Genomic DNA, 12,522 nt, shown 5'->3' on the forward strand with positions numbered 1-12,522 from the left:
GCACCCGCAGCATGACATGTTGCGCGAATTTTGGCCAGTCGTTGCGGCGCCGGCGCGAGCGACCTTCTGCCCTATTGTCTTGCCGCGAAAGAATGCCGACCATGGCAAAGGGCTCCGGCTTTTTCATGGGATTTTTGATGTTCACCAGAGTGTGCAAAGAAGACACGATCGCCGAGGGTGGCATGCGGATCGTGATCGCCGATGCCCATGTCATCGTTTTGGCGTGGCCGGAAAATGGCGTGATCAAAGCCTTTCAAGGAGTATGCCCGCACACCAATACGCCATTGGCCGAAGCCGAATTCGACGGCACCGTGCTGACCTGCCCCAGCCATGCTTGGACGTGGGATATGAACTCAGGCGATCCCATTCACCCGAAGGAAAGCGCGCTTGCCGAATATCCCATCAAAATCGAGGATGGGATTGTTTACATCGATACGGAAGGAGTTTCGCCGCTCTTTGCGGCGCCATAATCGTCTTTTCGCGAGCCGCGAAGATGGGGCGCTAAATATCCTCGGTCACGAGGACGATGGCGAACCCATCGTAGCCTTTCGCGCCCACGGTTTGAATTGCCGTCGCGCTGACACGCGGCTCGGCGGCCAGGATCTCATTGAAACGGCGGATGCCCATAATATCGGGATCGCGGCTTTTCGTGTCGACGATCCTGCCATCGCGCACAACATTGTCGACGAGGATCACGCTACCCCGCCGCGACAATTTGAGCGCGAATTCGAAATACTCCGGGATGTGTTGCTTGTCGGCGTCAATGAAGGTGAAATCGAAGGCGCCATTACCTTCGGAGGCAAGCTCCGGCAGTACGTCCAGGGCTCGGCCCAAGCGCAGGTCAACGAGAGGATCCAAGCCCGCGCGCGAGATATTTTTCCTTGCAATGTCGGCATGCCTCGGATCGGCTTCGATCGTCACGATGCGGCCGCCTTCCGGCAGCGCACGCGCGAGCCAGATCGTGCTGTAGCCACCGAGCGTGCCGATCTCCAATATTCTGCGCGCACCTTGGATTTTGGCGAGGAGATGCAAAAATTTTCCTTGGCTCGGAGTGACTTGTATCGGCGGCAGACCTGCCGCGTTGCTCGCCTCAATGGCGGCGTCGAGCGCGGTGTCGGAAGGGACCAGCGCATCATGGATATAATTGTCAACCGCCGTCCAGAGTGCCTCGGTCATAGATGATCCTCAAACAGGATGACGGGGCCTTCAGCCCAGCGAGCGCTCGGCGATGTCCTTCACGTCGGCGGACAGGCCCGCCGTGCTGGCGACACGGCGCAACGCCCGCTCGGCTAGGGTGCGGCGTTTGACTTCGAGCACCCGCCAGCTTTTGAAGGCCGACAGCAGGCGTGCGGCGACCTGCGGGTTTTTCGCGTCGAGATCGAGAACAATCTTGGCGATGAATTCATAGCCGCTGCCATCAAGCGCGTTGAACTGCGTTGGATTGATGGCCGCGAATGAGCCTGCCAGAGACCGCAGCCGGTTCGGATTGTTGAACGAGAAAGCCTTGTGTTGCATGAGTTTTTTCACGCGGTCGAGGGTGCCTGGTTCGGGAATCGACGCCTGCAGCGCGAACCATTTGTCGATGACCAGCGGCTCGCCCTCATGAGCATGGTAGAAAGCATCGAGCGCGGCCTCGCGTTCGGTTCCCGGACTATGCGTCAAGGCGGCGAGCGCCGCGATCTCGTCCGTCATGGTCGAGGCGGTTTCGAGTTGCCGGGCGGCGAGCAGCGCGCCCTCGGCCTTGTTTCCGGCGGTCAGGAGATCAAGCGCGGCATTGCGCAGAGCCCGCCCTCCGGCGGCGACCGCGCCGGGCGAATAAGGGCCGCTGTCGGCGAGCTGTTGGTAATTGGCGAGCAGCGCATCCTTGAGGTCGCGCCCGATCGTCTCGCGAAGCGACTCGCGGGCGAGATGAATCGCATCCGGGTCAACGTCTTCGCCGATCTCCCGCGCGATATCGGCTTCGCCCGGCAAAGTGAGTGCTTGCGCGATGAAAGCCGGATCGGAGCTTTTTTCGATGACGATGGCAAGTGCGCGGCTGAAGTCTTCGTCTCTATGCGGCGCGCTCCCCGCGCGGATCTGACCGGCCGATCGCACGAGCAGGCGGGTGGCATAGACTTGCGCCGCTTGCCAGCGGTTGAATCCGTCGCTGTCGTGCGAAATGAGCGTGATGAGGTCGGCTTCGCTTGCCGCATATTCGAGCCGCACAGGCGCCGAAAATCCCCTGAAAAGGGACGGAACCGGGCGGTTTGGCACGTTATGAAATGTGACACGCCTTTGCGCGGCCGAGAGTTCGATCACGCCGCGCGACAGTTCTTCGGCGCTTGCGCCATCCTGGTTTCCGGTCCGCAGTTCAATATCGCCCTGACCGGGGACGACGAGACCGAGGGCGACCGGAATGACGAAGGGGTCTTTTTTGTCTTGGCCGGGCGTCGGTTTGCAGGACTGCGAGAAATCGAGGGTGAAGGTCTCTGCCTTGGCGTCGTGAGTTGCGGTCACCGAGACCAGCGGGGTGCCGGACTGGTGATACCAGCGCGAAAATTCCGTCAAGTCACGCCCGGAGGCTTGGGCAAAACAGGAAATAAAATCCTCGATCGTTGCCGCCGTTCCATCATATTCGTCGAAATACAGGTCCATCCCCTTGCGGAAAGCGTCGTCTCCTATGAGGACGTTCAGCATGCGGATGATTTCGGCGCCTTTTTCGTAGATCGTCGCGGTATAAAAATTGTTGATTTCCAAATAAGTGTCCGGCCGTACGTTATGGGCGAGCGGGCCGGCGTCCTCGGCGAATTGCTGGGCGCGCAAGGTGCGGACATCGCCGATCCGGCGGACTGCATCGGACCGCATGTCGGCGGAAAACGCATGGTCTCGGAAGACGGTCAGTCCTTCCTTGAGGCACAGCTGGAACCAGTCGCGGCAGGTGATCCGGTTACCGGTCCAATTGTGAAAATATTCATGCGCGATCACTGCTTCGATATTCGCATAGTCCATATCGGTCGCTGTCGCGGGCGAGGCGAGGACATATTTGTCGTTGAAGATGTTGAGGCCCTTGTTTTCCATCGCGCCCATGTTGAAATCGGAGACCGCGACAATGTTGAAAACGTCGAGATCATATTCGCGCCCATAGACCTTTTCGTCCCATTCCATGGCGCGTTTCAAGGCATCCATCGCATAGACCGCATGCGGTTCCTTGCCGTGTTCGACATGGATTCCGAGCATGACTTTGTGGCCTGAGCACGTCTTGAATTCGTCGTAAATCGACCCGAGATCGCCGCCGACCAGCGCGAACAAATAAGAAGGCTTCGGAAATGGGTCGTGCCAGACCGCGAAATGGCGTGTCGTTCCCTCGATCTCGCCGCCCGCGATCTTGTTGCCATTGGAAAGCAGGAGAGGCGCCTCGGACATCTCCGCTTCGAGCCGCACCGTATAAATGCTGAGGACATCGGGACGGTCGAGGAAATAGGTGATCCGCCGGAAACCTTCCGCCTCGCATTGGGTGCAGTAAGCGGAGCCGGAGCGGTAAAGACCCATCAGCCTTGTGTTGGCCGCTGCATCGATGATGGTTTCGATCTCGAGGACGAAGGGATGTTGCGGCGGTGCGCTCAAGGTGAACTGATCGGGGGTGACAGACCCATTCCACGCCCCGGTTTCGTGCAAATCCAGCAGCTGCCCGTCGAGGGCGATCTTCGTTGCGGTGAGATCATCGCCGTCGAGGACGAGCGGCGCCTTGGAGCGCCCCTTGGGGTTCGGGCGGATCCGAAGGCGGGCCAAAACCCGTGTCGCCGACGGGTGAAGCTTGACATCGAGATCGACCTTGTCGATCAGATAATCGGGAACCCGGTAGTCTTTCAGGCGAACGGGTTCTGCGATATCGGTGCGCATCGAAACCTCTAAGCTCAGCAGCAGGAGAAAACGGTAAGGAATGAACGCGGCGAACATAAGGTCGCGGACACTCCGGCGCAAATTCATCTGCGCGGAACGGCGTACTCCTTCGTCAAAACTCAAGTCTGGACTGACGGACCCGTTTCCGCCGGCACAACAGGGAAAATATAGGCATGACCTGGAATTTTCAAAAGAGTTTGCTCATCGTGACCACGATCGCCGCTCTGGCGCTGGCGCAACATGGATGGGCGCATGGCCCATCGCGTCAAAAAGTGACGGAAACGATCACGATCGATGCGCCTCCCGCGAAGGTCTGGGCCGCCATCGCGAATTTCCAAGACTTGAGCTGGCTTCCAGGCGTTGCCAAAACGACGGGGACGGGCGGCAACGAGCCGGACACCGCCAAACGCCAGCTCACCCTGGACGGTGGCGCGACAATCGACGAGAGCCTCTACAAATATGACGCCGGGGAGATGAGCTATTCCTATCGGATCGACACGGTTGATGTGAAGGTGTTGCCCGTGAACAATTATTCCTCGACCATCACGGTTTTGCCGGCGGACGGCGGGAAAAGCACCGTGGAATGGCGCGGCGCCTTTTATCGCGGCTATCCCAACAATGATCCGCCGCCGGAATTGAACGACGAGGCGGGCATCAAGGCGGTCACGGCGATCTACCGCAAGGGCCTCGAGAATTTGAAGCAAAAAGTCGAGGCGGCCAAGTGAGGTCCTCTTTGTGAAGTGTTGGCAAGCCGCTAAGGTGGCGGCCTTGGTCGCCGCCATCTGCGCCTCTGGCGCCTTTTCCGGGGCTGCAAGCGCGGCCGAGGCCTTTATCACCGATCAAACCGGCGATGAAGTCAGCGTGCTCGATCTCGGCTTGAAACATGTCGTGGCAAGAATCCCGGTTTTGGGCAAGCCCGCTGGGATCGCCATGGCGCGCGATGGACGCACGGCTTACGTCACGAGCACAGAGGGCAAATATGTCTCGGTGATCGACACCGCCTCGCGCCGGATCGCTTCGAAAATCGCCATGCCCGACACACCGCTGGGCATCGCCATCGATCCGGAAGGCCGCTATCTTTACGTGGCCGGGTTCTATGTGCCGCGCCTTTACAAGATCGATCTTTCCACCAGCGCCATCGTCGCGACTGTGGAGGTGGGAGCGTCTCCCTCGGGTGTCGCCTTGACGCCGGATGGGACACGGATCGTGACCGCCGATCGCGACGACAATCAAATTTCAATTATCGACACGAAATCCTTTTCCCGCACGGGGACGGTCAAGGTCGGGACTCATCCGTTTGGTGTGACCATCGATGCGCTAGGTGAGCGCGTCTATGCCGCGAATGTTGAGAGCAACGACGTGTCCGTCGTCGATCTCAAGACGGCCAAGTTGCTCGGCACGGTGGCGGTCGGCAAGCGGCCCTATGCTATTGCCCTCGCCAAGGGACGCGGCTTTTCGACCGATCAATATGGCGGAACCGTCTCCGTGTTCGATCTTTCAACGCTGCAGCCCGTGAAGCGGATTTCCGTTGGTGACTACCCGGAAGGGATCGAAACCAGTGCCGACGGCAACAGCGTTTACGTCGTCAATTGGTTCTCAAACGAAGTCTGGGCGATCAATGCCGAGACGCTCGCGGTGACGGCGAAAATGCCCGTGGGCGACGGGCCGCGGGCGTTTGGCACGTTTTTGCGTGAGACGCTGTAAAGGGAACACTCTCCCTCAAATCGCGCCATGCGCCGCCGGCCTTCGCACATAAAGCGCAGCGCCTATATTCAAGACCCCAAGCGCCGCGAGAAGCACGGGCTCGGTGACGCCTACATGTGAGCTTTGCAGAATGGCGGTCGCCAACACGCCGCCGACAATGAAGGCCGCGTTGAGGATATTGACGCCACCGACGATTCGGGCGCGGCGGTCGAGGGCAGCATCCGCCTGGATCGCGGTAAATAAGGGGACGACGAACAAGCCGCCCGCGCAGGCCAGGGCGGCGACATCGAAGGCGATACGCAGACCCGCCAAGGACGAGAAGAATTCAGCAAGCCCGATTTCCCGTGACGCGACCGGAAGGAAATATGTCGCGGCGCCGAGGTCGATCAAAAACGCCGCCATGCCGAGCGCCGCGAACGGAACCATTTTCAAATAAATCCGGCCATGCGCGATGACGGCCGCCGCGATCGAGCCGATCCCAATGCCGAGCGCGAACAGTGCGCTCACCGCCGTTTCGACCTCGATGCCGCCGCCGGTTTTGTTGCGGACAACGACCGGTACAAGGGACAAGGCGATCGCGCCGCTCATCCAGAACCAAGAGACCGCCATGGTTCGTGTCCAGAGGGTCGCATCTTGCGCCACTTCGCGAATGAGGGCGAAGGTGGAAGCAAGGACATTGCGGTTGGCATGAAGACCCGGTTCTCCACGCTCCGTGGAAGGGATAAAAAGACTGGCCGCGAAACATGCAATGGCGATCGCCATCAGTTGCAGGACGGTTCCTTCCGGCCCGCGTCCCTTGGCCGAGAGGCCGCCGGCGATCAGGCCCAGAAAAATGGCGATGAATGTCGCCGCCTCAACAAGCGCGTTGCCGGCCATCAGTTCGGCTTTGACGAGCAGATCGGGAAGGATGCCATATTTGACGGGCCCAAACAAAGCCGAGATCACACCAAGGCCAAACAATGCCGTGTAAAGCAGCGGCAATGATGAGAGAATGAGGCCTGCGGCGGCGATCATCTGAACCAATATCTCTGCGAATTTGAGACGCCGGGCCAGCCATGCTTTGTCATGCGCGTCGGCCAGCTCGCCACCAAGACCCGAAAGAACCAGCGAGGGAAGCATAAAGGTGCCGACCGCAAGCGTGATAAGCGGGCCAGCGTGGGTCTCGCCAAGCCTGAAGAGGATCAGCATGGCGAGCATGTTGCGCACGAAATTGTCATTGAAGACGGAAAAAAACTGGCACCAGAATAGACCCGCGAAGCGGCGCGACCGCAGGAGCCCAGCGAGCATGGCGAATGGCGGGGTTGAAGCGGGATCGATTTTCTTCATGTGCGCAACGGCTCGGCGTGGCCGACGATCCTGACGATGCCGGGGAAAGCGGCGCGTATTTTGCGGTCGAGCGTATCGACATATTCATGCACTTCATCGACACTCAGGTGCGGGCTGACCCGGCAGTGGTAATTGATCACCAATCCGTCCGGCGTCGTTCGCACCCTGACATTATGTACGTTGTGGATCGCGCCGGTTTCGGGAGCCATTCTGGTCAGTGCGGATTTGATTTCTGCGCGCATGTTTGCGGCAACATCCTGGCCTTGCAATTGGCGTGGCTCCAGCGGCTCGATGTGGCTTTCGACTTCAATATCCGGGCCGAGTTCCCGAACTATCTCCATCTCCAGCCCGGAGGCGATCTCATGCGCATTGCCATGCGACATGCGGCCATCAAGTTCGACATCGAAACTGACTGACGTGCGTCCGCTGATTTCCTGCAAGGTGACATGATGAATGGGAACATGGCGCTTGGCCGCGATCAGCAGCACCCGTTCGAGGATCGTTTCGTCGTCAAGGGCAATCGGCCGTGCCGCCACCTTCACGGTGACTTCCGGATGCGGCGCCGCGATGGCGGCCGCGACATTCGCCTCGATGGCGGCGGCTTTTTCGAGCGGCAAGGTGCGCGCCACGGTGATTGCGATATCGCCGACGACTTCGGCTCCAGCCGGGCGCAGCCGCAGCGTCTCGACCTCGATCACGCCTGGAACCGACTCGGCGAGCGACCGGATCTCTGACGTGAGGCCTTTCGGCGCTGTGTCAACAAGTGTGTTGACGGTGCGGCGGCCAATCTTGAGGCCTGCCACGCCAATGAAAATCGCAAGCCCCAGCGCCGCCAGAGCGTCGCCTTGCGGGTAACCGTAAAGCACGGCAGCGATGCCGCAAAGCGCCAAGCCGGAAGCCACGATATCGCTTGAAAAATGCAGCGCGTCGGCAGCGAGCGCGTCGCTTTTCGTCGCCAAGGCTATTCGCTTCAAGGAGAGCCAGCGCACCAAATCGACGATCATCGAGACGATCAAAACCACGAAAACGATCGGCCCAGGATCAATATGAATGTCGTGATTGGCAAGCCGCTTCACCGCCTCGATCAAGATAAAGGCAGCGAGCGCGAATAAGAAACCAGTTTCGACAAGGGCCGCCAAGGCTTCCACCTTGGCATGGCCGAATGGATGCTCTTCGTCGGCCGGCTTATTGGCGATCCGTATCGCGAAATAGGTGAGAACTGTCGCCGCCACATCGCCGAGATTGTGGCCAGCCTCGGAGAGCACCGCCAAGGAGCCCGAGGCAAGCCCGGCGAAGAGCTTTGCCGCCGTCATCAGCGTGCTCACCGCGATCGAGGCAAGCGCGGCCCGCTCTTTGAGCCGGTGGGCTTCATTCATCACGAGATCCTGTTTCCATGCGGGCATTTCGCAACGCGTATTGGAGATAGTCTCGCCGCCACGGCCCCTGTGCTATATATCCCCAAAAATACGCCAAGCCCAATCCCAGGCTCAAGCCGCGAAACGTGGAAGGGAAGAAATATGGAATATCTGCACACGATGGTCCGGGTCACGGATCTTGAGCAGTCGCTGGAGTTTTACACGCATAAGCTTGGCCTCGTCGAGATACGGCGTGTCGAAAACGAGGCAGGCCGTTTCACTTTGGTGTTTCTCGCGGCGCCAGGAGACGCGGATCGCGCTAAGACGTCGAAAGCGCCGCTCATTGAGCTGACCTATAATTGGGATAAGGAAGCCTATACGGGCGGCCGCAACTTCGGCCATTTGGCCTATTCGGTCGATGATATTTACGCGGCATGTGACAAACTTATGAAAGCGGGCGTCACCGTCAACCGGCCTCCGCGCGACGGCCATATGGCTTTCATCCGCTCGCCAGACAATATTTCCATCGAACTTTTGCAAAAGGGCGAGCCTTTGCCAAAGCGAGAACCCTGGGTTTCGATGCCGAACATTGGGGCGTGGTAGCGATTGGCTGGCGCGCCCCTCGCCTTGTCGCCGGGTGGTCTTGCGGAATTAGCGCCGCTCTCCAAAGCCGCCTATTTTCTCGATGTCGATGGCACGCTGCTTGAGATTAAGCCGCGCCCCGAGGATGTCATCGCGGATGCGGGGTTGCTCACACTGTTGACGGAACTTGCGGCCGCCGCGCAGGGCGCGCTTGCCCTCGTCAGCGGGAGGAAAATCGAAGATCTCGATCGCATTTTTGCGCCACTGACGTTTCCGGCTGCTGGGTTGCACGGCGCGGAGATTCGCTTTGCCGATGGCACCCGCGTTGCGCCGCCGGAGGGCACGATGGACAAAGTACGGCAACCGCTTGCCGACTTCGTGGCCGCCCATCCCGCTTTGCGGCTTGAGGACAAGGGGGCGGCGCTCGCCATTCATTTCCGGCAGGTGCCGGATCTCGCCGAAACCGTGTTGAATTTTGCCGGTGCTCTCGCGAAACACCACGGACTCTTTATGCAAGAAGGCAAGATGGTTGCCGAACTGAAGGACGCGCTTCACGACAAGGGGCAGGGCATCGCCGCGCTCCTTGCGACACCGCCCTTTTCAGGCCGCCTGCCGGTCTTTATCGGGGACGATAGGACAGACGAAAACGGATTCTTGTTCGTAAATGCGCAAGGCGGCGTTTCGGTGCGCGCCGGGTCTGCCACTGCCACGCAGGCACGTTATCAGTTGCGTGATCCAGACGATGTGCGGAAGGAGCTTCAACAGCTCTTGAGCAGTCTCAAAACCATGCGAGGTTAGGTCGTGACTCCCCGGGACAAAGCCATTCTCGAATTTCTCACCAGCCGCAGAGGCATCATCTGGATCAGCCTCTGTTTGACGGCAGCGGGCATCGTTTTCATTCTTTTCACCGGCCGTTACGAGCTTAGCTTCTTTGTTCTTGCGGGCCTATTGCCCTGGGTCGAATATTGGTACCGGCGCCGGAACCGCTGAGCCGCATGCGAGAGGAAACGCTTTATTCCGCCCTCTATTTCTGCCGGTAGCCGAGCTTGTCATTCAGCGCTTCGATGAGCCTGGCCGCAGCGTCCGGGATCGCGGTTCCTGGCGGAAAAATCGCGGCAACGCCCGCGTCCCGCAGCGCATCGAAATCTTGCGGCGGGATTACGCCGCCGGCCGCGATCACGATATTGGCGCGGCCCTCGCGCAAAAGCGCCGCGTGCAACTGCGGCATGAACGTCAGATGCCCGGCGGCCAGCGAGGAGACGCCAAGGATGTGGACATTGTTTTCGACGGCTTGCCGCGCTGCTTCCTCGGGCGTGGCGAAAAGCGGCCCAGCGATGACTTCAAAACCAAGGTCCTCGAGCGCCGAAGCGATGACTTTTTGACCGCGATCATGCCCGTCCTGGCCGATTTTCGCGACAAGGATGCGCGGTGCCCGCCCATCGTTTTCCTTGAAAGCCGCCACCAAACTTTTGACGTGCAAGAGGACCGGCGACGTCGCGCCTGATTCCTTCGCATAGACACCGGACACCGTGGCAATGCCCGAGACGTAGCGCCCAAAAACCTTCTCGAGCGCGAAGGATATTTCGCCGAGCGTCGCCTTGGCCCGCGCCGCTTCGATCGTGAGGTGCAAGAGATTGGCGTTTTCGCGCGCCCCCTTGGTCAAGGTATCGAGCGCCGCCCTCACTTGTGCGGCATCGCGGGAAGCCTTGAGACGTTCGAGTTTGGCGATCTGCCGCGCCCGCACGGCGCCCGCATCGACCCGCAAAAGCCCAATCTCGTCCCTTTCTTCGGGAATATATTTGTTCACTCCGATCACGGTCTGAGCGCCGCTGTCGATCCTCGCTTGTGTTTTCGTTGCGGCCTCTTCGATCCGCTGTTTTGGAATACCGGCTTCGATGGCTTTTGCCATACCACCCGCCGCTTCGATTTCCTCGATATGGGCGAGCGCCTTGGTGGCCAGCGTGCCGGTCAGATGCTCGATATAATAGGAGCCCCCCCAGGGATCGATGACCCGCATTGTGCCACTTTCCTGCTGCAGAAAAAGCTGCGTCTCGCGCGCGATCCGAGCCGAAAAATCGCTTGGCAGCGCCAGCGCTTCGTCGAGCGCATTGGTATGCAAGGACTGCGTTTGCCCTTGGGTCGCCGCCATCGCCTCGATTTGCGTGCGCATGATATTGTTGAACACATCTTGCGCGGCGAGCGACCAGCCGGAGGTCTGCGCGTGAACGCGGAGGATCAAGGATTTGTCTGAGCGCGGATTGAACCTGCGCATCAGCCGCGCCCAAAGGAGCCGGGCCGCGCGCAGTTTCGCAACCTCCATGAAGAAATTCATCGAGATGCCGAAGAAAAACGAGAGGCGCGGCGCGAAGCGATCAATATCGAGGCCGGCGGCCAGACCGGCACGCACATATTCGAGACCGTCGGCGAGCGTATAGGCGAGTTCGAGATCGGCGGAAGCGCCCGCTTCCTGCATATGGTAGCCGGAAATCGAGATCGCGTTGAACTTCGGCATCTGCTGCGCGGTAAAGCTCAGAATGTCGGAAACGATGCGCAGCGACGGGCCTGGCGGATAGATGTAGGTGTTGCGCACCATGAATTCCTTGAGAATGTCGTTTTGGATCGTGCCCGCCAGGCTCGCTGGCGCCACGCCTTGCGCTTCGGCTGCCACGATATAAAACGCGAGCACCGGCAGCACCGCGCCGCTCATCGTCATCGACACCGATGTTTCACCGAGCGGGATGCGGTCAAACAACGCCCGCATATCATCGCTCGAATCAATCGCCACCCCGGCCATGCCGACGTCGGCGGCAACTCTCGGATGATCCGAATCATAGCCGCGATGGGTCGCGAGATCGAAAGCGACAGAGAGACCTTTTTGTCCAGCGGCGAGGTTGCGCCGGTAGAATTCATTCGACTCTTCCGCGCTGGAGTAGCCCGCATATTGGCGGATGGTCCAAGGCTGCGCCGGATACATCCCGGGGTAGGGGCCGCGCAGAAAAGGCGCGACGCCAGGATAGCCGTCCAGGAAGTCGAGACCGGCAACGCTGGGCGCGCCATACAGCGGGGCGACACTGATGCCTTCCGGTGCGAGCCAGATGCCGCCGCCAGGATCGGCGGCGGATATGTTCACAGGGACGAAGGCCAGTTGTGAGAAATCCGGAACGCGGCTCATTCGGCAACCCGGCTCGCTGGTTAAGCTCCCGGCGGAGTTTGCGAATGATAGCCTGACGCCCTTTGCGATGCCATTATTGGGCTACGCACACACGGATCACGAAGGAGGAGCTTAACCTTGCCGGAGTGCCCGCCACGAGCCCTTGCACCCCATGGTCGATGACATCCAAGTCCCTGAACCGTAACCCTTCGCGAGTCTTCCGGTGACCGTGGCGACCTGGCCCATGCGCTGAAACGCCAAGTCCACGGCGCCGCCGTTGATGTGGCCGGAGGCTTCCATCGGCGTATCCCCGGCCGAGGTCACACGCCCTCCAGACACGGAAATCATCCAATGATAAGCCTTGTCGCAATCGCCCTGCCGCGTGGTGATGAAAACCGTATAGATCCCGTCGGGATTTTGGCTTGCAGCCACGGTGTCCTGCGCATTTGCAGCGTTCACAAAAGCCGCTCCCATAAAAGCGGCGGCAAAGAGGCGCGAGTATCCTGCCGGGATCATTTTGGTTAT

General features: G+C 59.9%; 12 protein-coding genes. 6 read left to right on the top strand and 6 right to left on the bottom strand.

What is annotated here, in order from left to right:
- The first annotated feature begins 137 nt into the window (after window positions 1-137).
- Entirely contained in the window at window positions 138-470 is a 333-nt protein-coding gene (locus QEV83_RS13245) for a Rieske 2Fe-2S domain-containing protein (protein WP_348273281.1), read from the top strand.
- 31 nt (window positions 471-501) lie between these two features.
- On the opposite strand, the gene QEV83_RS13250 is transcribed toward QEV83_RS13245, so the two are convergent.
- Both QEV83_RS13250 and pepN read right to left on the bottom strand, forming a co-directional pair.
- Window positions 502-1,176, bottom strand: a complete 675-nt coding sequence (locus QEV83_RS13250) for an O-methyltransferase (RefSeq protein ID WP_280128194.1) — start codon at window positions 1,174-1,176, stop codon at window positions 502-504.
- Between the two features lie 30 nt (window positions 1,177-1,206).
- A complete protein-coding gene (gene pepN, locus QEV83_RS13255) occupies window positions 1,207-3,879 on the bottom strand; it encodes an aminopeptidase N (RefSeq protein ID WP_280131060.1) in 2,673 nt (890 codons plus the stop codon).
- Window positions 3,880-4,052: 173 nt separating this feature from the next.
- Between pepN and QEV83_RS13260 the strand changes: the two genes are divergently transcribed.
- The gene (locus tag QEV83_RS13260) at window positions 4,053-4,604 is read left to right on the top strand and encodes an SRPBCC family protein (protein ID WP_280128195.1); all 552 of its coding nucleotides are present in this window, start codon (window positions 4,053-4,055) and stop codon (window positions 4,602-4,604) included.
- 10 nt (window positions 4,605-4,614) lie between these two features.
- Window positions 4,615-5,583, top strand: coding sequence for a YncE family protein (locus tag QEV83_RS13265; RefSeq protein ID WP_280128196.1), 969 nt, complete (start codon window positions 4,615-4,617; stop codon window positions 5,581-5,583).
- 15 nt (window positions 5,584-5,598) lie between these two features.
- Here QEV83_RS13265 and QEV83_RS13270 read toward each other — a convergent pair whose 3' ends face one another.
- On the bottom strand, window positions 5,599-6,909 hold the full coding sequence (locus QEV83_RS13270) for an MFS transporter (protein WP_280128197.1): 1,311 nt from the start codon (window positions 6,907-6,909) through the stop codon (window positions 5,599-5,601).
- Window positions 6,906-8,285, bottom strand: coding sequence for a cation diffusion facilitator family transporter (locus tag QEV83_RS13275; RefSeq protein ID WP_280128198.1), 1,380 nt, complete (start codon window positions 8,283-8,285; stop codon window positions 6,906-6,908). Before QEV83_RS13275 ends, QEV83_RS13270 begins: the two co-directional genes overlap by 4 nt.
- A gap of 141 nt (window positions 8,286-8,426) precedes the next feature.
- On the opposite strand from QEV83_RS13275, the gene gloA reads away from it, so the two are divergent.
- Genes gloA through QEV83_RS13290 form a run of 3 tightly spaced genes read left to right on the top strand, consistent with a single transcriptional unit; the run spans window position 8,427 to window position 9,836 of the window.
- Window positions 8,427-8,867, top strand: coding sequence for a lactoylglutathione lyase (gene gloA / locus QEV83_RS13280; protein ID WP_280128199.1), 441 nt, complete (start codon window positions 8,427-8,429; stop codon window positions 8,865-8,867).
- A gap of 3 nt (window positions 8,868-8,870) precedes the next feature.
- A complete protein-coding gene (gene otsB / locus QEV83_RS13285; protein WP_280128200.1) occupies window positions 8,871-9,644 on the top strand; it encodes a trehalose-phosphatase in 774 nt (257 codons plus the stop codon).
- Window positions 9,645-9,647: 3 nt separating this feature from the next.
- On the top strand, window positions 9,648-9,836 hold the full coding sequence (locus tag QEV83_RS13290) for a hypothetical protein (RefSeq protein ID WP_280128201.1): 189 nt from the start codon (window positions 9,648-9,650) through the stop codon (window positions 9,834-9,836).
- 34 nt (window positions 9,837-9,870) lie between these two features.
- On the opposite strand, the gene scpA is transcribed toward QEV83_RS13290, so the two are convergent.
- A complete protein-coding gene (gene scpA, locus QEV83_RS13295) occupies window positions 9,871-12,018 on the bottom strand; it encodes a methylmalonyl-CoA mutase (RefSeq protein WP_280128202.1) in 2,148 nt (715 codons plus the stop codon).
- Window positions 12,019-12,129: 111 nt separating this feature from the next.
- The gene (locus tag QEV83_RS13300) at window positions 12,130-12,513 is read right to left on the bottom strand and encodes a hypothetical protein (protein ID WP_280128203.1); all 384 of its coding nucleotides are present in this window, start codon (window positions 12,511-12,513) and stop codon (window positions 12,130-12,132) included.
- Window positions 12,514-12,522: the final 9 nt, after the last annotated feature.

This window comes from Methylocapsa sp. D3K7, from assembly GCF_029855125.1.
Taxonomy (GTDB): domain Bacteria; phylum Pseudomonadota; class Alphaproteobacteria; order Rhizobiales; family Beijerinckiaceae; genus Methylocapsa.

What these genes read in the sequence shown, in the direction of transcription:
- QEV83_RS13245 (WP_348273281.1), top strand. Translation starts at nt 138, where the DNA reads ATGTTCACCAGAGTGTGCAAAGAAGACACGATCGCCGAGGGTGGCATG.
- QEV83_RS13250 (WP_280128194.1), bottom strand. Translation starts at nt 1,176, where the DNA reads ATGACCGAGGCACTCTGGACGGCGGTTGACAATTATATCCATGATGCG.
- QEV83_RS13300 (WP_280128203.1), bottom strand. Translation starts at nt 12,513, where the DNA reads ATGATCCCGGCAGGATACTCGCGCCTCTTTGCCGCCGCTTTTATGGGA.
- QEV83_RS13275 (WP_280128198.1), bottom strand. Translation starts at nt 8,285, where the DNA reads ATGAATGAAGCCCACCGGCTCAAAGAGCGGGCCGCGCTTGCCTCGATC.
- QEV83_RS13270 (WP_280128197.1), bottom strand. Translation starts at nt 6,909, where the DNA reads ATGAAGAAAATCGATCCCGCTTCAACCCCGCCATTCGCCATGCTCGCT.
- scpA (WP_280128202.1), bottom strand. Translation starts at nt 12,018, where the DNA reads ATGAGCCGCGTTCCGGATTTCTCACAACTGGCCTTCGTCCCTGTGAAC.
- QEV83_RS13260 (WP_280128195.1), top strand. Translation starts at nt 4,053, where the DNA reads ATGACCTGGAATTTTCAAAAGAGTTTGCTCATCGTGACCACGATCGCC.
- gloA (WP_280128199.1), top strand. Translation starts at nt 8,427, where the DNA reads ATGGAATATCTGCACACGATGGTCCGGGTCACGGATCTTGAGCAGTCG.
- pepN (WP_280131060.1), bottom strand. Translation starts at nt 3,879, where the DNA reads ATGCGCACCGATATCGCAGAACCCGTTCGCCTGAAAGACTACCGGGTT.